This window comes from Desulfonatronospira sp. MSAO_Bac3, from assembly GCF_003838035.1.
Classification (GTDB): Bacteria; Desulfobacterota; Desulfovibrionia; order Desulfovibrionales; family Desulfonatronovibrionaceae; genus Desulfonatronospira; species Desulfonatronospira thiodismutans.
The window spans coordinates 1-18,358 of the sequence record NZ_QYZY01000329.1 but is presented as its reverse complement, the minus strand read 5'-3'; the positions used below and the strand labels follow the sequence as shown (position 1 = coordinate 18,358).

General features: G+C 54.3%; 18 protein-coding genes. 2 read left to right on the top strand and 16 right to left on the bottom strand.

The annotated features are described in order from the left end of the window. Positions 1 to 13: 13 nt before the first annotated feature. The 4 genes from D5S03_RS11490 to mqnB are packed head-to-tail and all read right to left on the bottom strand — an operon-like array spanning position 14 to position 5,597. Complete coding sequence (locus tag D5S03_RS11490; protein WP_287044104.1) at positions 14 to 2,998, bottom strand: phosphoribosylformylglycinamidine synthase subunit PurS; 2,985 nt, start codon at positions 2,996 to 2,998, stop codon at positions 14 to 16. 14 nt (positions 2,999 to 3,012) lie between these two features. Continuing rightward, positions 3,013 to 3,981: a polyprenyl synthetase family protein gene (locus tag D5S03_RS11485; RefSeq protein ID WP_287044103.1), complete on the bottom strand. Its 969-nt coding sequence runs from the start codon at positions 3,979 to 3,981 to the stop codon at positions 3,013 to 3,015. After that, the gene (locus tag D5S03_RS11480) at positions 3,978 to 4,880 is read right to left on the bottom strand and encodes a 1,4-dihydroxy-6-naphtoate synthase (RefSeq protein ID WP_287044101.1); all 903 of its coding nucleotides are present in this window, start codon (positions 4,878 to 4,880) and stop codon (positions 3,978 to 3,980) included. Before D5S03_RS11480 ends, D5S03_RS11485 begins: the two co-directional genes overlap by 4 nt. Positions 4,881 to 4,886: 6 nt before the next feature. Further along, a complete protein-coding gene (mqnB, locus tag D5S03_RS11475) occupies positions 4,887 to 5,597 on the bottom strand; it encodes a futalosine hydrolase (RefSeq protein WP_008870597.1) in 711 nt (236 codons plus the stop codon). Positions 5,598 to 5,732: 135 nt separating this feature from the next. On the opposite strand from mqnB, the gene D5S03_RS11470 reads away from it, so the two are divergent. Then, positions 5,733 to 5,933 (top strand): DUF2065 domain-containing protein, encoded by a 201-nt coding sequence (locus D5S03_RS11470; RefSeq protein WP_008870596.1) that lies wholly within the window; start codon positions 5,733 to 5,735, stop codon positions 5,931 to 5,933. 40 nt (positions 5,934 to 5,973) lie between these two features. Here D5S03_RS11470 and D5S03_RS11465 read toward each other — a convergent pair whose 3' ends face one another. The 12 genes from D5S03_RS11465 to ybgF form a co-directional block, all read right to left on the bottom strand. Next, positions 5,974 to 6,681 (bottom strand): ubiquinone/menaquinone biosynthesis methyltransferase, encoded by a 708-nt coding sequence (locus D5S03_RS11465; protein ID WP_287044097.1) that lies wholly within the window; start codon positions 6,679 to 6,681, stop codon positions 5,974 to 5,976. Continuing rightward, a complete protein-coding gene (locus D5S03_RS11460; protein ID WP_287044096.1) occupies positions 6,678 to 6,863 on the bottom strand; it encodes a hypothetical protein in 186 nt (61 codons plus the stop codon). Before D5S03_RS11460 ends, D5S03_RS11465 begins: the two co-directional genes overlap by 4 nt. Before the next feature lie 139 nt (positions 6,864 to 7,002). Continuing rightward, positions 7,003 to 8,736 carry a hypothetical protein gene (locus D5S03_RS11455; RefSeq protein ID WP_287044095.1) on the bottom strand — a complete coding sequence of 578 codons (1,734 nt, stop codon included), beginning with the start codon at positions 8,734 to 8,736 and terminating at the stop codon, positions 7,003 to 7,005. Between the two features lie 279 nt (positions 8,737 to 9,015). Further along, positions 9,016 to 9,486, bottom strand: a complete 471-nt coding sequence (locus D5S03_RS11450) for a cytochrome c3 family protein (RefSeq protein ID WP_008870592.1) — start codon at positions 9,484 to 9,486, stop codon at positions 9,016 to 9,018. 112 nt (positions 9,487 to 9,598) lie between these two features. After that, a complete protein-coding gene (gene hemL, locus D5S03_RS11445) occupies positions 9,599 to 10,858 on the bottom strand; it encodes a glutamate-1-semialdehyde 2,1-aminomutase (protein ID WP_287044093.1) in 1,260 nt (419 codons plus the stop codon). 47 nt (positions 10,859 to 10,905) lie between these two features. Beyond that, positions 10,906 to 11,385 (bottom strand): siroheme decarboxylase subunit beta, encoded by a 480-nt coding sequence (gene ahbB, locus D5S03_RS11440; RefSeq protein WP_287044111.1) that lies wholly within the window; start codon positions 11,383 to 11,385, stop codon positions 10,906 to 10,908. Between the two features lie 82 nt (positions 11,386 to 11,467). Continuing rightward, on the bottom strand, positions 11,468 to 12,406 hold the full coding sequence (locus D5S03_RS11435) for a tyrosine recombinase XerC (RefSeq protein ID WP_287044091.1): 939 nt from the start codon (positions 12,404 to 12,406) through the stop codon (positions 11,468 to 11,470). Beyond that, complete coding sequence (locus tag D5S03_RS11430) at positions 12,378 to 13,313, bottom strand: GGDEF domain-containing protein (protein WP_008870588.1); 936 nt, start codon at positions 13,311 to 13,313, stop codon at positions 12,378 to 12,380. The genes D5S03_RS11435 and D5S03_RS11430 overlap by 29 nt, the downstream gene beginning before the upstream one ends. Positions 13,314 to 13,330: 17 nt before the next feature. Then, the gene (locus D5S03_RS11425) at positions 13,331 to 14,167 is read right to left on the bottom strand and encodes an HDOD domain-containing protein (protein ID WP_008870587.1); all 837 of its coding nucleotides are present in this window, start codon (positions 14,165 to 14,167) and stop codon (positions 13,331 to 13,333) included. 15 nt (positions 14,168 to 14,182) lie between these two features. After that, a complete protein-coding gene (locus D5S03_RS11420; protein WP_008870586.1) occupies positions 14,183 to 14,542 on the bottom strand; it encodes a hypothetical protein in 360 nt (119 codons plus the stop codon). Between the two features lie 414 nt (positions 14,543 to 14,956). After that, the gene (dprA, locus tag D5S03_RS11415; protein WP_008870585.1) at positions 14,957 to 16,102 is read right to left on the bottom strand and encodes a DNA-processing protein DprA; all 1,146 of its coding nucleotides are present in this window, start codon (positions 16,100 to 16,102) and stop codon (positions 14,957 to 14,959) included. 340 nt (positions 16,103 to 16,442) lie between these two features. After that, entirely contained in the window at positions 16,443 to 17,180 is a 738-nt protein-coding gene (gene ybgF / locus D5S03_RS11410) for a tol-pal system protein YbgF (protein ID WP_287044087.1), read from the bottom strand. Positions 17,181 to 17,363: 183 nt separating this feature from the next. Between ybgF and D5S03_RS11405 the strand changes: the two genes are divergently transcribed. Continuing rightward, the gene (locus D5S03_RS11405; RefSeq protein WP_287044085.1) at positions 17,364 to 18,338 is read left to right on the top strand and encodes a hypothetical protein; all 975 of its coding nucleotides are present in this window, start codon (positions 17,364 to 17,366) and stop codon (positions 18,336 to 18,338) included. Positions 18,339 to 18,358 lie beyond the last annotated feature (20 nt).

Here is an 18,358-nt window from a genome sequence, read left to right as displayed (position 1 = left end):
AATTATTTACTGGCTACCAGTCCAGGGTCTTCTGCCAGGCCCGGGCCATACGGCTTACGTCCAGCCTGCAAAGTGTCCTGTCCTGCATGTTTATCTTTAGTTCAGATCCCCCGGTGGTGCAGCCTATGCGGGCCAGGAACTGGCCCTTGAACATATCCTGCAGCTCCTGCCTGTTCTGGATGGGGGCGGTGACAATAAAACGACCTGCGGATTCGCTGTAAAGGATTTTCCACCAGGGCAGATCCCTGGGTCTGGCCGGCACCAGGGAGATATCCACGCTGGCCCCGATACGCCCGCCTATGGCCATTTCCGCCAGGGCCACTCCCAGGCCGCCGTCTGAAAGGTCGTGGCAGGCGCTTACCAGGCGCTTTGATGCCGCCTGGTGAAAGGTATGGTAGCGCAGGCGGCTGGACAGCATGTCCACCTGAGGGACCTGGCCGCCCTGCATGTCCAGCTGGTAACTCAGTTCGCTTCCTCCCAGTTCGTCGCGTGTCAGTCCAAGCACATAGATATCCTGGTCCGGGGACTTGAAATCGCTGCTCAGGCACAGGTTTATATCCTGAATAACGCTTATCACCGAGAAGAGTACCGTGGGCGGGATGGATATTTTCAGATCCTGGTCCATATAGTCGTTTTTCATGGAATCCTTGCCCGAAATGCAGGGCACCCCGTACCCGCGGCAGAAATGGGCCAGGGCCTGGTTGGCCCGCACCAGCTGGGCCAGCTTGTAGTGTCCGTCCGGGGTCTTTGGGGACTGTACCGGGTCGCACCAGCAGAAGTTGTCCACGCCGGCCATATGCCTCATGTCTCCACCTGTGGCCACGTTGTTGCGCACGGCCTCGTCAATGGCATTGGCCATCATCCAGTAGGTGTCCAGATCGCTGTATTTGGGACAGATTCCGTTAGAGATCACCAGACCCTTTTCACTGGAAAGGACCGGGCGGATGACCGCAGCGTCCCCTGGGCCGTCCCGGTTTATCCCCACCAGGGGTTTGATGACACTGCCGCCCTGGACTTCGTGGTCGTACTGGCGGATAATGTATTCTCTGGAGCAGATATTGAGCCGGGAGAGCATGTCCAGCAACAGATCCCCGGCCTGGTCATCGCCCAGATCAGCAGAGATCTCTGAGGACAGGTCAGGGCGGTTCCATACGGCTTTCAGGTGCATCCGGGAAAGGCCGTGATGCAGAAAATGCATGTCCAGACATCCCACTACCCGGTCTGCGTAGCGGATCATGAAACTGCCATGGTCGTTGAAGCTGCCAAGCACCGTGGCCTCCACGTCCATTTCCCGGGCAAGGTCCATGAAATCCTCCAGCTTGTCCGGAGGTACGGCCAGGGTCATACGCTCCTGGGCCTCGGACAGAAGTATTTCCCAGGGACGCAGTCCGTCGTATTTAAGAGGGGCCAGACTAAGATCCAGATCGCATCCACCTGTGTCTTCGGCCATTTCTCCCACTGAAGAGGAAAGTCCCCCGGCTCCGTTGTCGGTAATGGCGTTGTACAGGCCCAAGTCCCTGGCCCGTATGATAAAGTCATACATCTTACGCTGTGTGATGGGGTCTCCGATCTGTACGGCGGTGGCCGGAGAGCCGGAGTGCAGTTCTTCAGAGGAGAAAGTTGCCCCGTGGATGCCGTCTTTGCCGATGCGACCGCCGGTCATGACGATGTGGTCCCCGCAGCGGGCCTTTTTCTGATAGCCAGGCCCACCTCCTACCCGGGCCGGGATGCTGCCCACGGTGCCGCAGAAAACCAGGGGTTTTCCCAGGTATCTCGGCTCGAAGACCACAGCCCCGTTGACCGTGGGGATTCCGGATTTGTTGCCTCCGTGCTCCACTCCCTCACGCACGCCTTCCATGACCCGCCTGGGATGCAGAAGCCGCGGGGGCAGGGGCTGGTCATAAAAGGGCGAAGCAAAGCAGAAGACATCGGTGTTACAGAGAAGATCCGCTCCCATGCCGGTGCCCATGGGATCGCGATTAACCCCGACTATGCCGGTCAGGGCCCCGCCGTAAGGGTCCAGGGCAGAAGGGCTGTTGTGGGTCTCCACTTTGATGCACACGTCCAGATCCTGGTCAAAGGCTATGACCCCGGCGTTGTCCTTGAAAACAGAGCGGCAGAAGTCCTGGTCCTTTTTCTGCCTGCGTATGTCCCGGGTGCTGGAGGCTATGTACGTGTCAAACAGGCTGTTGATGGTGCTTTTGCGGCCGGATTCAGCATTGTGATAGTCAATGCGGGCGTTGAAGATTTTGTGCTTGCAGTGCTCGGACCAGGTCTGGGCAAGGCATTCCAGCTCCACGTCCGTGGGCTGCAGGGGCAGGTCCAGGTTCTGCCTTATGGTCCTGACCTGTTCATCCAGGTAATAGTCCCTGATGGTATGCATTTCTTCCAGGCTAAGGGCCAGGACCATTTCACGACTCAGCTGCATCAGGTCTTCATCGCTTAAGCCTTCAAGGGTGACTGCAGACACTTCATCGCTGGGAATACCGGTGACTTTTGCCTCTACCGGGGTAAACCCCGGCCTGCTTGACCATTCCTGATGGTCCTTTATTTCGTAGCGGTGGATGAGTTCGTTGGCCAGAAGATCTCTGGCGATCCTGGTGGCCTGTTCCCGGTCCAGGCGGGCATTTATGAGGTACTGCCTGCTGGTGTAGACCCGGATGTCAGGGCCTGGTTCTGTCAGGGCCTGCTGTAGAGCCCTGGCCGCGGTGCGGCCTTCGTTGTCTGTTACACCCGGCTTGAATCCCACCTCGATTATCCAGTCGAAGTCAGCGGCCAGGGGTTTAAAGGCCGGCTTATGCAGTACAGGGTCGGACAGGATATGCCTGTCCAGGATTTCCTGTTTCTGGGATTTTTGGACACCTGATATGGTATAGCAGGTGATCATGCGTACGCTGTCTACAGAAATTCCCAGGTGTTGGTTAATCCTGCGGGCAATCCCTTCGCCCTGTACGTCGCGTACATGTTCCAGCAGGTCCAGTTCCAGCTTGAGCGCCATATGTTCTCCTTCAATTAAAACTTCCTGCTTCTGACCACTTCAACGATTTCCTGCAAAAGTAACTTCTCCGGTGTTTCCGGGAAAGATACAAGTGCCTGTCCGGCCAGCTGCAGGTATTCCCCGGCCTCTTCCCGGACCTTTTTGTCCAGCCCCATTTCCTGGATTTCAGAGATTATCCGCTTCATTTCCGGATCGGAAAGATCGTCATGGGCCATTTTGTGCAGAAGTTTGCCCTGCTGGTCTTCCTGCAGGGTCTGCAGATACAGTATAAGGGGCAGAGTGATTTTGCCTTCCCTGAGGTCACCTCCCAAGGGTTTTCCCAGGAGTTCATGTTCGGCTGCATAATCCAGGGCATCGTCCACCAGCTGAAAAGCCATGCCTACATTGAGGCCGAAGCTGTCGGCATATTCAAGTGTTTCCTGGTCGGTCCGGGCCAGCATGGCCCCGCAGCTGCAGGCAGCCCGGATAAGATCTGCTGTTTTTCCCTTGATGATCTCCAGGTAGGCAGCCCTGTCCGGCTTTGGGCAGCGTATCTGGGCTATTTCCTCCACCTCTCCGGTGGCAGTGCGCATAATGGCCTGGGCCACGCAGTAATTCATGGCCGGGATATCGTATCTGGCCACGATAAGGTTGGCCAGGGCCAGCAGGGCGTCCCCGGCCAGCACTGTGCGGTGCAGCCCGAAGGCCAGATGACAGGCGGTCTGTCCCCTGCGGGTGTCGGCACTGTCCAGGATATCGTCGTGGATAAGTGTCGCGGAATGCAAGAATTCCAGGGAGCAGGCCAGGGGATAGATATCCTGATCCTGATAGCCCAGGCATCTGGCTGTGAGTATGGTCAGCATGGGACGAAGCCGCTTGCCGCCTGATAACAGGATGTGTTCACCCACTTCCTTGACCAGAGGGTTCAGCTGAGCCAGTTCCTGCTCCAGGGTAGCGTTTATCCGGGGAAGTTCCCGGCTGAAGAAGTCGCTTAGTTTGCTCATTTATTTGAATGTGTTGGGTTTAGGGGGTTTTGTCGGAGTTTGTCTGATGTGTCCGACTTGTCTGACTTGTCTGACGTGTCTGACCTGTCTGACGGGTCGGACATGGATGTCTTCAATTGCTGCAGCTTTTGCAGGGCCTCTTTGCCCGGTCGGCCCATGTCCCGGCTGTACTGGTTGACGTAGGCCCGGATGTGTCTGTCAATGACATCCGTATCCATCTCCTGAGCCAGATGCGAGATCAGGGGCATCAGTTCAGGCTGTCTTTGCCGGGCCGTGTCCAGGCTGCAGCGGATCTGTTCCTCTACGCGGTCTTTCAGGGCCTGGCCCAGGTCTTTGCGCATGATGATGCAGCCCAGGGGAAGGGGCAGATCTCCTGCTTCTTCCCCCCACCATGAGCCCAGGTCCAGAAGCAGCTCCAGGTGGTATTGCTGGTAAATCAGAGCTGTTTCGTGGATCAGGAGTCCTGCATCCGCATGGCCCTGTTCCAGGCAGTCGACGATGCGGTCAAAGGGCATGGGCAGGGCTTTAAAGTCATAATCCAGCGCAGCTCTCAGGAGGCTGCAGGCAGTGGTCTGCAGTCCGGGTACGGCGATAAAACCTGGTCTGGTTTTTAGGCCTCTGCGGGCCACGAGTTTTGGTCCATGGCTCAGGCCAAAGGCTGCACCGCTGGACAGTATAAAGTACTTATCCTGCAGGTCCAGAGCCTGGCCGGCGGATACCTTGACAAGGCTGCAGTAGTTTTTCCGGGCCCACTGGTTTAAAAGGTCCACATCCCTCCAGGCAAATCTGCTCCTGCATCCCTCCAGGTCCGGAACAAGACCCAGAATCCAGGCCCCGAAAATAAAAGTATCATTGGGACAGGGAGATATGGCCACGTTCAAGGTTCTTATTTCAGGCATCCCGGTTCATCCATTTTTGAACATCTGTGCAGGCAGTCTGGCCAGGGAGCTGAAAGCATCCCTGAAATTCCAGTCCCGGCTGTTTCTGGAGCCGGCCAGGTTGGAGATGGTTCTTACTTCTGAAAAAGGAATTTTTTTGTTCCTGCAGACATAGGCCAGAGCAAAGCCCTCCATGTTTTCCATGCCGGCGTTGAAGGTCCCGGCAAGCTCCCGGGCGACTTCCAAAGTTCCGCTGACTCCGGCCACAGTGAGCGAGGCTGCCGCGGTCCAGCCTGCAGGCAACGTCTCATTAAAGACATCACCATAATTGGACATCTGCCGTGGATCAAGCTCAATCCTGTTCCAGACAGGGCTTGTATCCTGGCCGCTTAAAGGAAATCCCAGAAGTTCCGGGTCCGCCGGTCCGGGTCCGGTGCGGATTCCGTATTCAGGCCAGATCTCGGCTGAAGCCACGCAGACAGAACCTATGGGAAGCAGGTCCAGGTCATAGCTGCCGGCTATGCCTGTGTTTATGACCATGTCTGTTTGCGGATGCGCCGCCAGAAAACTCTGTAGACCCAGGGCTGCATTCAAAGGGCCTACGCCGCAGGTTAAAAGAAGCATGCGGGTGTGTTTTCTCCAGGTACAATGCCCTGTGCTGCCCTGAAAATCAAACCCGGACATGCTGCTGCAGAAGTGCTTGAGTTCCTTCAGGGTTGCGGCGGTAAAAAGAATCATGCGGTGCGTACCATCGTCAAGGCAGTTAAGACAGTTTCAGAATGCAGGCCTGCCTCCTCTACATAAATCCGGATCTGCCATTCCGCCAGGGTTGTCTGGTGGACTTTGCCGGACAAAAAGTATATGTTTTAACCCATGCAATTCGATCTGACTCTATTTTTGAGTGCCCTGGGTCTGGCTTTCATTCTGGAAAGCATCCCCTATTTTCTGTTTGCGGAAAGAATGCCCGGTATCCTGAGCACTCTGGCCCAGCAGAGTCCATCCAATCTTCGCCGCCTGGGCTTTACCGGACTTGTGCTTGGGGTGCTGGTTATTTTTCTGGGACAGAGTTTTTAGCCCTGCGCAACTTCAGCCACCAGCAAGTAACCTCGCAGGATCAGGGACCGGGTTTCTGGGCCACGTGAACGTATACTATCCCGGAGCACATGGGGTAGTAAAAAATCCTGGAAAATCCGGCCTGTTTAAGTTCCCGGGAGAGCCTGTCCTCATCCGGAAAACCGGCGATGGTTTGGGCCAGATAGGTGTAAGCCTCTCTATCCCTGGAGATAAGCCGGCCCAGCAGGGGCAGTACCCGGGACAGATAGAAATTGTACACCCCGCCCCAGATTCTTTTTTTTCCTGTGCCGAACTCCAGGATACAGAGCCTGCCGCCGGGCCTTAGTACTCTAAGGATTTCTTTGCAGGCCTGGATACGCGGTACAATGTTGCGGATTCCAAAGGCTATGCTGACGCAGTGTACGCTTGCATCAGGCAGGGGCAAATAACGGCCGTCAGCCTGGACAGGTAAAAAATCCTGCCTGTATTTCTCCAGCTTGTGCTGCCCTCTGACCAGCATGGGCCTGGTGTAATCCAGGGCAAGCACCTGGCTGCCGGGGTTATGGCGCAGGATTTCCTTAGTAACATCCATGGTGCCGGCGGCCAGGTCTGCAGCAGTGCCTTGGTCAGCCAGGCGAATGTGTCCTGCAAGCCTGCGACGCCAGTAAAAATCCTGCCCCAGGCTTAGAAAATGGTTTAGAAAGTCATACCAGGGGGCTATGCTGCTGAATAAGCCGGCTACTTTCCGGCTGTGCCGGGGATCGGTCATGAGGCGGACTCTTCCTCTTTCTTCCCGTTTTGTTCCTGTTTGCTCCTGATGGTGTCCAGAACTTCTTTATAGATGGGGGAGAAGAATTCATGAAAATTGCCCGGGGAAATACGCCCCACTTCTATGAATTTCACCACTATCTCCTTGGTTACCTGCACTGCCTGCTTTTCCGCCTGATCCATTCCTGCCTCTTTTTTTAAAAATAAGCTTAAAAAAACCGCCCGGCGGGGAAATGGTTTGACCAGTCAAAACACAAACCGGGCGGTGAAAAGGGGAAAAACCCGCAAAGCCCTCCCCCTTTTTGGTTGTTAAAAAATATGATTATTCCTGCTCCTGGTCCTCCTGGAGCATGGCCATTATTTCATCGCGGATTACCCGGGCGGCTGCTGCAGGGACCTGCTTCTGCACATGTTCCTCAAGTTCGTGCCTGAGCTGCGAGGCCAGGTGGCGCAGATCTTCTCTGCTCACGGAGTTCTGGTAGAGGGAATCGAGTTTTTCCTGCAGTTCAGGGTCCGGCTGTCTTTCCCTGTCCTTTAGTTCGCCTATGTCCTGGCTTAATTCGGTAAGTTTCTCCTGCATCCTGCCCCAGAAAGTCAGGGCGTTTTCAAGTTCTGCAGCCAGGGACTTTTTTTCATTCTGCCAGGTGGATACAAGTTCCTGGATGCGGCCTTCAACACTTTGCACCACTTCATCTTTCAGTCCGGAGAGATCAGGCTGCTCTTGCTGCGGGTTATTAACAGCATCAAGGGCCTGATTTATTTTTTGTTCCAGTTCGTTTTTGATGGATTCGACATCCGGGGTGTCCAGGCTGCCCACCTGATCCTCAAGGTTTTTCATCCTTGAGTTTAGATCCTGCAGCTCATTTTGACGCAGGGAGTCCATCTCCTGCTGCAGCTGTTCAGTGTTTTTTTTGGCGGCGCTGTCTTCTGTATCCGGGAGTGATTCCTGGATTTTGTTTTCCAGTTCCTGATGCAGTTCCTGTTTCAGGGCTTCAAAGTCCTGTTCCGGACCTTCTTTTTGCTCTGACAGGGCGTTTTGAATCTTTTGGTCAATCTTCTGCTCCAGCTTGTCCTGCAGTTCCTGAATATCGGGCAGTTGTATTCCGGCTACCTTTTCTTCAAGCAGAGCAAGCCTGGAAAGTATGTCCTGAAGCTCGCCTTCCTTGAGTTCATCCAGTTTTTCCTGGATTTTTTCCTCGCCCTTTTCTACGGCCTGATTCACAATCCCGGGGATCATTTCCTGGATAAAGCCAAGCTGAGAGCCCTTTTCTTCCAGGGTCTGCAGGACCCGGCCTGCAAACTCTTCTTCTGCAAGATCCATCTGTGCCTGGAGCTTGTCCATACGTTCTTCCATGTTTTCCATCTGCTGGGCCAGATGTTCCACTCCGCTTGGAGCTGATTTGTCCACTTCACCTGTTTCCCGGGCAGGAGCGGCTTGGTCGGCGGGTTCATCTGCCGGGGATTCAGCTTCCGGCTTTTCTGCCGGCTCCAGGTCTTCCTCAGGTGGTTCAGCAGGGGGTGCTTCAGGTTCAGGCTCAAAGTCTGTTTCGGCCTGCTTTTCACTCTCCTGGGGCATATCCTCCTTAAGGGAAGGTTCTGGTTGTGAAGCAGGTTCTTCCTCAGGCCCGGTCTTGTCTGCACGCTCCTGTTCAAAGTCCTCGTCTCCAAAAAGATCTTCCAGGTCGGGATCTTCCTGCCGGGACCCGGTTTTGTCCGCATCTTTCTCAGAGGAACCGCCTGTTTCCTGCATCAGCTCTTCCAGAAAATCGTCGGCCTCGGACTCTTCTTCTCCGGCTTTTTCTTTTGAACCGGTTTCCTGTTCACTGTGTTCCTTGAACAGGTCCTCGAATTCCTTGTCCAGATCGCTGTCCTGGTCGTCCTGTTCATCATCAGAGCCCAGGCTGTCGAACAGGTCTTTTAAGTCGTCATCAAAATCATCGTCTGATTCCTGCTCCCTGTCTTTGGGAGGGGGGGCCATTTCAGGGTCACCCTCTTCGATGACTTCGGTCAGATCAATGATTTCTTCGTCCTGGGATTTTTTTTGCTTTTGAGCCATATGCACCGCCTTGGGCCGGCCTGTCGCCCTGCTTGTGGTGTGATGAAACGAAAAAATGCAGGTATCCTCTAATGGTCCAAAGGACAAGATTTTATCGTCGATTGCCTGTTTACCATACTGGACATGGCTGGTGAAGGCAAGAGTTTCAAGGTGATGAGCTGATAAAGCAGCCTGATTTTGCTTTGAGGCAGAAGGCCGCATATTTGAAGGTGAAGACAGGGAATAAAAAAAGGGGAGAGCCTGGCTCCCCCCTTTTTACAAAACGTTTTGGATCAAAAGTTAATCCTTTGGATGACACTCGGGACATGCTGTAGGCCCGGACTCTTCTCCGGCCCTGGCCAGGTCGCGGTGGCAGCCGGTCATGCACAGGTCATGATAGGCCTTGTAGAAGTACCTGATGTCTCTTCTGTCCTGGGGCTCTTCAGCCACGGCCATGTCGTGACAGCCCTCGCTCATGCATCCCTTGATTTCGTATGTGCCGTCCCAGGGTTCCCCTTCTTCGTCATGGTGGCATTCGCCGCAGTCAAAATCTCCATGAACAGTGTGGGAAAAGGGTGACGGGGCCTCTCTCATTTCGCCGTACTCCTCGGGAGCATAGAGCAGCCATTCGTCAGCATATGAGCCGAACTCGTACTCCATGTCCTGGTCCAGTCTCTCATGTCGTTCCGTCAGTCCGGCGTAGAGGCTGGGCAGCAGCACGAAGCCCACAAAAAAAGCACAGATCATACCGATCACCATGGATTTTCTCATAATTTCCAACACCTCCTTATACCTTTAACATTGTTCAAAACAGCACAACCTGGTTAAGTTAATATACTCTAACCGTTACCCTGTCAAGAAAAGTATTGGGTGTTTGTTATTTTTAGAACTTGAGGTTTTTGGCGGACTCCAGGGTCTTTTCCCACTCTTTGGGGCCGTGGGCGAATGAATTGAAAGCGCACTCATAGTTGAGAGGAGCCAGGTAAATACCCTGTTCCCGCATCCCGGTGTAGAATTTGCGGAAAAGTTCCTGATCGGATTTTTTGGCCGATGTCAGGTCCGTAACCGGATCCGGGGTGAAAAACAGTGTAAACAGGGAACCCAGAAGATTGAGCTGAACCGGCAGCCCTTTTTCTGCCAGAACCTCTTTGAGCTTTTGAGCCAGTTCACTGGTTTTCTCCTCTAAGTAGTTATAATCATGCTCTTTGAGGGCCTGCAGGGTTGTCAGTCCGGCGGTCATGGCCAGAGGGTTCCCGGCCAGGGTCCCGGCCTGATAAACCTCTCCAGCCGGGGCGATTTTGTTCATGATTTCACGCTTGCCTCCGTAGGCCCCGACAGGGAGTCCACCTCCGATGATCTTGCCCAGGCAGGTGAGATCAGGGGTCACGTTATAATAGCCCTGGGCTCCGGAATAGGAGAGCCTGAAGCCGGTGATCACCTCGTCAAAGACCAAAAGCGCGCCATACTCATCCGCCAGCCTGCGCAGCCCCTCAAGAAATCCAGGCTGAGGAGGAACAAGTCCCATATTACCGGCAGCGGGCTCCACAAAAATGGCTGCAATGTCTGAGCCGTATCTGGTAAACAGCTCCTGGACCTGTTCCAGGTTGTTGTAATCCGCCAGCAGGGTCTGGGCCACCACCTCATCCGGCACCCCGGGAGTGCCGGGAATGCTCACCGCTCCTGATCCTGCGCTGGCCAGAAAGGCGTCCACGTGGCCATGGAAGCACCCGGTAAATTTTATCACCCTGGATCTGCCGGTATATCCCCGGGCCAGACGCAGGGCGGACATGGTGGCCTCGGTTCCGGAATTGACCATGCGCACCATTTCCACGCCCGGCAGGGCATCAATAATTTCTTGAGCCAGATCTATTTCGGGCTTGCAGGGGGCTCCGAAGCTGGTGCCGTTTTGCAGGGCATCCTCCAGGGCCTTGCGTACCCGGGGATGGTTGTGGCCCAGGATCATGGGACCCCAGGACATAACATAATCGATATAGGGGTCTCCTTCCTGGCTATACATGTAAGCACCCTGGGCCCTGGCAATGAACAGGGGGTGCATGCCCACACTCCCGGCGCGTACCGGGCTGTTGACGCCGCCGGGAATCAATTCTCTGGCGGTATTGAAAAGATCCTGGGAAATACTCATAAATAACCTCGATGTTGTTTGATGATTTGGTTTAAGGCCGGAAAAACTTAAAAATAGCTCATGGAGGTTTTTTTAAGCTCTTTGTAGCTGAAAAGCATTTCATACTGTTCCACACCGGTTTCCCGGGCCAGTTCATAAACCACCCGGGTGCAGTGCTCCGGGCTGCGCCCGTGGACCATGGTGTACAGGTTGTAAGGCCAGTCCATGCAGCTTGCCCGCTCGTAGCAGTGAGTTATTTCCGAGCGCCTGGACATGATTTTTCCTACATGCCGTATATCCATGGTATCGTCAACGTACCAGGCCACCATGGCGTTGTGGCCGTATCCGGCCTGCTGGTGCCTCAGGGTGGCCCCAAACCTGCGGATAATGCCCTGTTCTTTCAGGCGCTTAAGCAGATCCAGGACCTCCTGCTCGGATATACCCGCCCTGGCGGCTATCTCGGCATAGGGTGACTGGGTGTCGGGCAGGTCGGCCTGAACAATTCGAAGCACTTCTCTTTCCTGTTCCGAGAAATCCACTGGAGTCATGGGGTTCTGCCTTTTTATTTTTTTGACCGTTACCGGCAGTTTTGTCCATTTAGTAATTTTCATGCCTGGAATCAAGCCTTTCTCAGCCGTCCTGATTTTTGTCTTTTTCCCGGGCCAGGGGATGGGCCTTGTCATAAACCTGCATGACCTGGTCCAGGTTTAAATGGGTGTAGCGCTGGGTGGTGGAAATGCGGCTGTGCCCCAGAAGTTCCTGAACAATGCGCAGGTCCGCACCTGCCTGAAGCATATGCGTGGCAAAACTGTGCCGCAGAGTGTGGGGGCTTACGCCTTGGGCCCTGGCAAATATCTGTCCCAGGCGCTGGATGATCCTGACCGCCTCCCGGCGGTGCAGACGCCCCCCCCGCATGCCCAGGAAGAGGGCCTTTTCCCGGAGATCAGGCTCAAAGGCGTGGCGCAGGGCAATGTACTGGCTGAGTCTCTCCAGCCCGGGCCGGGTGAGAAAGGCCAGCCTTTCCTTGCGTCCCTTGCCCTGGACACGCACTAGGCTCTGGCCCTGGTCCACGTCGTCCAGGTCCAGGCTCAGGGCCTCGCTTACGCGCAGCCCGGAACCGTAGAGCACCTCGGCCAGGGCCAGGTCCCTTGTGTTTCTGGGGCTTGGTTCCAGTTGGGCCTGGACCATTTCCAGGGCCTGGTCCACGTTCAGAACCCCGGGCTGGGGTTTTTCCTGTTTGGGATTGCGGACCCCGGTGCAGGGGTTTTGCTGGATGATTTTCTGTTTTTGCAGGAAACGGAAAAAAGTTCGCAGGGAGGAAAGCTTTCGGGCCATGGAGGACTTGGAAAGGTTCAGTTTGTGCATTTGTACCAGAAAGGCGTGCACGTCCGCCCGGACAATATCCTGAGGGCTGGCGCAGGTCTTGTTTCTGGTCTGCAGAAATTCTTCCCACTGCAACAGGTCTTTGGAATAAGCCTGCAGGGTTGCCCCGGAGAACCCCTTTTCCACATCCAGATGGGCCAGAAATGCCGTTGCTTCATCAGGCAGGCTGTCTGCGATCCAGGACATAGGAGCTTCCAGGTTCTTTCTTGGCTATGCTTTTCAGGTTCATGGCCTTTTCCGAGGCCTCTCCGTAGTGAGTAAGTTCGCCTTTTTTGTTGAAAACCACGGCTATGGATACGGCCATCAAGGGGAAAAAACTTGCCTTGCCATCCCGGGTGGTGGAATGAATTCCTCCCTGCTTCAGGTCTTCGGGGTCGTAAAAGTTGGGCACGATGCCGTCGAAATTCTGTACCAGCATGGAGCAGACGCTTTCGGCCTTGTCCGGGGGGACAATGAAAACAAAGTCGTCGCCTCCCACGTGACCCACAAAGGACTCCATGCCGGCAAAGGCCCGGATGGTGTTTACAATCACCCGGGCGGTCATCATGAGGACTTCGTCCCCCCTGGAAAAGCCGTACTTGTCGTTGAAAGACTTGAAGTTGTCCAGGTCAGCATAGGCCAGGGCGAACTCCTGTTGCCTGTCCAGCATGTCCTGGATCTTTTGGATGATGGAGGTATTGCCCGGGAGCTTGGTCAGGGGGTTGGCATCCAGTTCCCAGGATGCCCTGGCCATGATAAGCTCCAGCCTGAGCCTGCTTTCACCGGGATCCAGCGGCTTTACCAGGAAATCGTCCACCTCCAGGGCGGCCAGGTCCGGTCCTGCGTCAACTTCTTCGCGGTCCAGGCACAGGACCACCGGAACCTGGCGGTAGACATTTTCGCTCTTGAATATCCTGATAAGTTCCGTGCCTTGCAGGTCCGGCATCTTGTTGTCTACTATCAATAAATCAGGTGGGCTGTTGAAAAGAAGCTCGATGGCCCCCCGGCCACGTTCAAAAACCGTCCACTGGGCATGGGAGCAGATGGACTTGAGGGTGGTATAAAGTTCTGCATCCGAGGAAATAAGGAAAATATGGCTTTCAGTTTTGGGCATGGGGGTTTCCTTCAGGCCTAATCCGGGATGAACCCTGTGAGTTCAACCAGTTCGCGGTCCAGGTGATCAAGTGACTTTTCCAGGTCTTCCTGGCGCAGGTTGAGCACCTTGAATATATACTTGTCCAGGTAGTTGACCTGGTCGTCTCCGCTGTTGCCCACCTGGAAAATCCTGGATAGAAAATCTCCAAGGTGTACAACGCAGGCTACATCCGGGTAATGCTGGGCTGACTTGGGCCGGTGATGCCAGACCAGGCCTTCGCGCAGCCGCAGGGGCAGGTTCCAGTGATCCGCCAGCCAGGCGTTGATGCGGTCGTGAGCAAAACCCATGACTTCCCTTTCAGCCTGGTAATAGGTAATATCTTTTTCCAGGACCAGGGCGTCCACCTCTTCCTTTATTTCCGGCAGCTGGATAATGCTTACCAGTTTGCCCAGGTCATGCAGGAGACCGGCCACTGAATACTCTTCCGGGTCCTTGAGTCCGGCCTGCTTGGCTATCCCGGCGCAGGCCGTGGCGCACCCCAGGCTGTGTTCCCAGAGTCCCATCATGTTTTTGGCCATTATGTCGAATACCGAGGTGCTGATAATAAGTCCCCGGATCACATTGAACCCCAGAAGAACCAGGGCGTGCTGGATGGTGCCTATGCGGCGGGGAAAACCGTAAATAGGGGAGTTGACCATTTTCAGGACCTTGGCCGACAAAACCTGGTCCTTGGAAATCACTTTGGCTATCTGGTCGGTGGAGGAACTGGGGTCCTGCACCAGTTCAGTAACTTCGTCCAGAACAATAGGCAGCGTAGGCAGATCCTTGACCGAAAGGATTCTGTTCTTTTTTTCCAGATAAAGGTCCTGCATGTTGGCCCCGGCAGATCAGTTCTGCTCTGTTTCAGTGTCTTTTGCAGGCCCCTGGGAGGTCTGCTGTGCAGCCTTGCGCTTGAAGTATCCCCGCAGGAATTTTTTCATTTTCATCATCCAGGGATCCTGCTCGTGCTGCCTGAAGATCCTGTCCAGGGCCCTGATGCGGTCCTGGTACGAGCTTGTTCCCAGGCCTTCCATGTTTACTGGGTTGCCCTGCACTGTGACCCACTCCACTTCCATTCTTTCCAGCCGTTCCAGAAGGGATTCAGTCAGTTCCGTGCCGGCACCCACCAGGACCTGGCCGTTGTCCCTGACCACGGGTTTTTCCAGGACCATGCCTGCAGCGGCCATCTTGAGAGGTATTTTTTGCAATCTGATTCCCTGTTGTGCTTAAATAGCGCTTACTGGTGAAACTTTGTCATAAAAAACAAGAAATTGTTATCACTACAGCGAAACTTATAAAACTTTTCAACCTGTCTAAATCGGGGACAGGCACTTTTGCCGGTTGCTAATTTGCAAATGCTTCAAAAATTCGGCGGCAAAAGAGCCAGTCCCCGGAGGTGAATAAATAAGTTTCGCTGTAGTGTTATCAGTTAATAGTTATTTGTTAACACTACAGCGAAACTTATAAAATACAGTATGGTATCTCAGTTGGGGACAGTCCCCGGAGGTTAATCATAAGTTTCGCTGTAGTGTTAACTGCTTAAGACCAAAAGCTTGAATTAACTGCCTTACCCCATCAACAATGAACAAATAACAGATAACCGGGCTGCGGCATAGCCCGCGTCAGTTTTGAACAAATTTATAGTACATGCCGGGTTCTCTTCTGACCATGCCCCGTATCTCAAGGTTTACCAGGATCCGGCTGATGCTGGAAGGGCTCAGATCCAGGCACTGTGAGAGGTCATCTATGTGCGTGCGCTCCCGGTTTATAAGTTCCCCGGCAACGGCCTTTTCTTCGCTGGTCAGATCACCGGGAAGAGCCGGTTCAGCAGGAACTGGTGCAGACATTTCATTATCATTTTCCTGCTGCAGGTGGTTTTTCAGTCCAAGCTGAAGGGCCTCCAGGATGTCCTGGGCGGTTCTTACCAGTATGGCCCCCTGGCGGATAAGCTGATTGCACCCGCTAAAACCGGGTAGATTCACCTGTCCGGGCAGGGCAAAGACTTCCCTGTTGTGGTCCAGGGCATAGCCGGCTGTGAGCATGCTGCCGCTTTTTATTTCCGCCTGCATTACCAGCACCCCCAGGGAGAGCCCGCTGATGATGCGGTTGCGATAGGGGAAATTATGCGCATCCGGCCTGGTTCCCCTGGGAAATTCCGAAAGTATCAGGCCGTGGTCCCTGATATGCGTCCACAGATCCTGGTTGATGGCCGGGTAGATAAGGTCTATGCCGGTGCCCAGCACGGCTACGGTGCTGCCTGGAGCGCTCAGGGCCGCCCTGTGAGCTTCGCGGTCTATGCCTTCGGCGAATCCTGAGACTATGGTTATTCCTTTTTCTGAAAGCTCCCTGCAGATTTTCGAGGTCATTTCCCGGCCGTAGGCAGAGCTGTTTCTGGAACCCACTACCGCCAGAGAAGGACTTTTAGCTAAGGAGATATCACCGAGATAATACAGCAAAACAGGAGGCCCGGCAATATGCCGTAAATGTTCGGGATATTCGGAGTCAGACCATATCAGTACCTGTTCCTGTCCGGACTGGATACGTTCAAACTCACGCTGGGCCTCGGACTTCCACTGACCGGAATTAAAGATGCCGGCCTGAGATGAACTCACCAGCCCCATCTCGGCCCAGTGACTGCTGTTGGCCAGGGCCTGGGCCGGGGAGCGAAAAACCTCCAGGATTTTCTGCCAGGTCTTGCATCCCAGGCTTCTGGTCTTGGAGAGTGCCAGACAGGCCCATATTTCGTCTTCTCTGGAAAATTTGAGCACTTGGCTGCCTTGGTGACTTACTCTTGAAACCCTGTCATAAAAAAACAAGAACCACGCTAAGAAGCGTGGCAGGCCTTTGAACCGCAAAGTCGCTAAGTACGCAAAGTTAAAGACGCGAAGCAGGTGTATTGTCCAAAACCGGGACACGGTTTTGGACAAGGCGGCCTTTTCATTTGCCGTTATCACGCGAAGCGCGTGACAAATGAAAAAACTTCCTGCCTTCCTTTGTGACCTTCTACCTTGAGTGATCCCGCCATGGGCGGGAGAACGGGCGGTTAAGGTTTCTTTATTTCTTGGGTTGCGGGCATAGCCCGCATTAGGATAGATAATCCCCCCGCCCTTAAAGGGAATCAAGTGTTTCTCCGGCCTTGTCCGCTGCGCTGCTTTCCGGGTAGTCCTCCAGTAGTACCCCCAGGTAAAACCGGGCATTTCTTTTGTCCTCGAGTCTCTTGTAGGCATAGCCTATTTTGAGCAGGGCATCCGGTGCCTTGGGATCCTCAGGAAAATGTTCCAGTACCTGCCTGAAGGTCAGGATGGACTGGGGGTATTCTTTTTCCATGTAAAAAGTTTCAGCCAGCCAGTACCAGGCATTTGGAGCCAGGGGGTGTTCCGGATACGTGTCTATGAATTCCCTGAAGGCCTGCCTGGCCTGTTCGGCCTGTTCGTCAAAATACAGTTCCAGGGCCTGGTTGTAGAGTTGCCTGGCTTCAGGCGCCGGCTTGTCAGGCTCTTTTTCATTTTTTTCTGGTGCAGGTGGTGGATCAGGTGGTTCTTCCACTGGTTCCGGCTCCAGGTTTTCAGGCCCGGGGCCCGGTACAAAATCTTCCCGTTCAAGCTGCATTTCCAGGTCCATGATTCGCAGGGCGGTCTGCCTGCGCATATTTTCAGTATCCTGTCTCAGGTTGCCAAGCCCTGTCTGCAGGTTACTTATTTCCTGGTCATGTTCCTGAACTTTTTGTTCCAGACTCGAGAGCCTGTCACTGATATCATGCATTTCCTCCGGGGGGTAGCGCTTGGCTGATGAGCACCCCGCCACCAGCAACAGGGCAGGAAAAAGCAGCAGCAGTCTGAAGGTCATTTCTTTCTCCTGATTGCAGTTTTAAGTTTCAGGATATGTAATTTACAGGTTACTTCAACCACCCGGGTTTTTCAAGGAGTTTAAAGGCCCGGATTTATATCCTTGCCAGTAAAGTACTTTTGGGGCAAAATCCGCCCGGTTGAACGCTATTGACCGTGCAATGCATTTTACTGGAGAATTTTCATGCAAATTTTCATATCCATAAACGATATTCTTCCTGCAGCAGCGCTTTTTTTTATCCTGGCCTGTTTTACCGGGGTGCCTGTTCTGTCTCTGCTTGGATACCTGAGTGGAATAGCGCGGAAGAAGGTTTTCATGTTCAAGATGGCCAGGCAGATAGCCAGACTGGGGCTTCTTTTTATTATATCCACGTCCCTGGCCTGTGCCGGGGTTCTTGGGGCCAGCTATTACTACGGGCCTGAAGCGGATATGTGGCTGGAGCACCATGTTTTCTGGGAGTCGGGTTTATATATCTGCTTTGTGGCCCTGATTTTTTTCGGTTTTTTCACCCTGTGCTGGAACTGGCTGGCCCGCGTCAAGTGGCTGCATCTGGTGGTGGGTTCTGTAGGGGGGGCGGCATGCATGCTCTTTGCCGGAATTCTTTTATGGGCCGTGTGGAGGGAGCTTGACCCCCTGTCCCCGGTATATCCCCAGGCGGATTCCATGTTCTGGCCAGTCCTGGTCCAGGTGTACCTGCTTTCCATTGCCGCAGGATCAGCAGCGGGTCTTTTATACCTTTTATACCGGCGCAACCTGGATGACTTCGGCAGGGATTATTACCGCTTTGTCCTGGGATATGTATCCAGGTGCGGGATCTTTTTTGCGGTCGTTTCCCCTTTGACCTGCATCTGGTTGTATTTTGCCGGCAGGGAGGTGTTCATGCCGGATCACCTGATAATGCCCGGAGCCCTGTTTGTAATTTTTCTGGTACTTGCGGTTCTGCTTCTGCTGCGGATAGCCCGCAGTGCACATCCCCTGCGCAACAAAGCGGCCATTATTGTCTGTCCGGGGGTCTTTTTGCTGGTGGTAGCCGTGCGCCTGGTATCCTACCTGGAAGTGGCGGATATGGCCGCCCAGGGTGAGGTCCTGAGCACATTCATGCGCGACTGGATGCAGGCGTTAGAGTCCTGGGCTTCGGGTCGGATCCGGATGTGGTAGGGGCATAGGGCATGGGGCAT

Excerpts from the sequence above, each read along its gene's own strand:
- D5S03_RS11490 (WP_287044104.1), bottom strand. The coding sequence starts at position 2,998 with ATGGCGCTCAAGCTGGAACTGGACCTGCTGGAACATGTACGCGACGTA.
- D5S03_RS11485 (WP_287044103.1), bottom strand. The coding sequence starts at position 3,981 with ATGAGCAAACTAAGCGACTTCTTCAGCCGGGAACTTCCCCGGATAAAC.
- D5S03_RS11480 (WP_287044101.1), bottom strand. The coding sequence starts at position 4,880 with ATGCCTGAAATAAGAACCTTGAACGTGGCCATATCTCCCTGTCCCAAT.
- mqnB (WP_008870597.1), bottom strand. The coding sequence starts at position 5,597 with ATGATTCTTTTTACCGCCGCAACCCTGAAGGAACTCAAGCACTTCTGC.
- D5S03_RS11470 (WP_008870596.1), top strand. The coding sequence starts at position 5,733 with ATGCAATTCGATCTGACTCTATTTTTGAGTGCCCTGGGTCTGGCTTTC.
- D5S03_RS11465 (WP_287044097.1), bottom strand. The coding sequence starts at position 6,681 with ATGACCGATCCCCGGCACAGCCGGAAAGTAGCCGGCTTATTCAGCAGC.
- D5S03_RS11460 (WP_287044096.1), bottom strand. The coding sequence starts at position 6,863 with ATGGATCAGGCGGAAAAGCAGGCAGTGCAGGTAACCAAGGAGATAGTG.
- D5S03_RS11455 (WP_287044095.1), bottom strand. The coding sequence starts at position 8,736 with ATGGCTCAAAAGCAAAAAAAATCCCAGGACGAAGAAATCATTGATCTG.
- D5S03_RS11450 (WP_008870592.1), bottom strand. The coding sequence starts at position 9,486 with ATGAGAAAATCCATGGTGATCGGTATGATCTGTGCTTTTTTTGTGGGC.
- hemL (WP_287044093.1), bottom strand. The coding sequence starts at position 10,858 with ATGAGTATTTCCCAGGATCTTTTCAATACCGCCAGAGAATTGATTCCC.
- ahbB (WP_287044111.1), bottom strand. The coding sequence starts at position 11,385 with ATGACTCCAGTGGATTTCTCGGAACAGGAAAGAGAAGTGCTTCGAATT.
- D5S03_RS11435 (WP_287044091.1), bottom strand. The coding sequence starts at position 12,406 with ATGTCCTGGATCGCAGACAGCCTGCCTGATGAAGCAACGGCATTTCTG.
- D5S03_RS11430 (WP_008870588.1), bottom strand. The coding sequence starts at position 13,313 with ATGCCCAAAACTGAAAGCCATATTTTCCTTATTTCCTCGGATGCAGAA.
- D5S03_RS11425 (WP_008870587.1), bottom strand. The coding sequence starts at position 14,167 with ATGCAGGACCTTTATCTGGAAAAAAAGAACAGAATCCTTTCGGTCAAG.
- ybgF (WP_287044087.1), bottom strand. The coding sequence starts at position 17,180 with ATGACCTTCAGACTGCTGCTGCTTTTTCCTGCCCTGTTGCTGGTGGCG.
- D5S03_RS11405 (WP_287044085.1), top strand. The coding sequence starts at position 17,364 with ATGCAAATTTTCATATCCATAAACGATATTCTTCCTGCAGCAGCGCTT.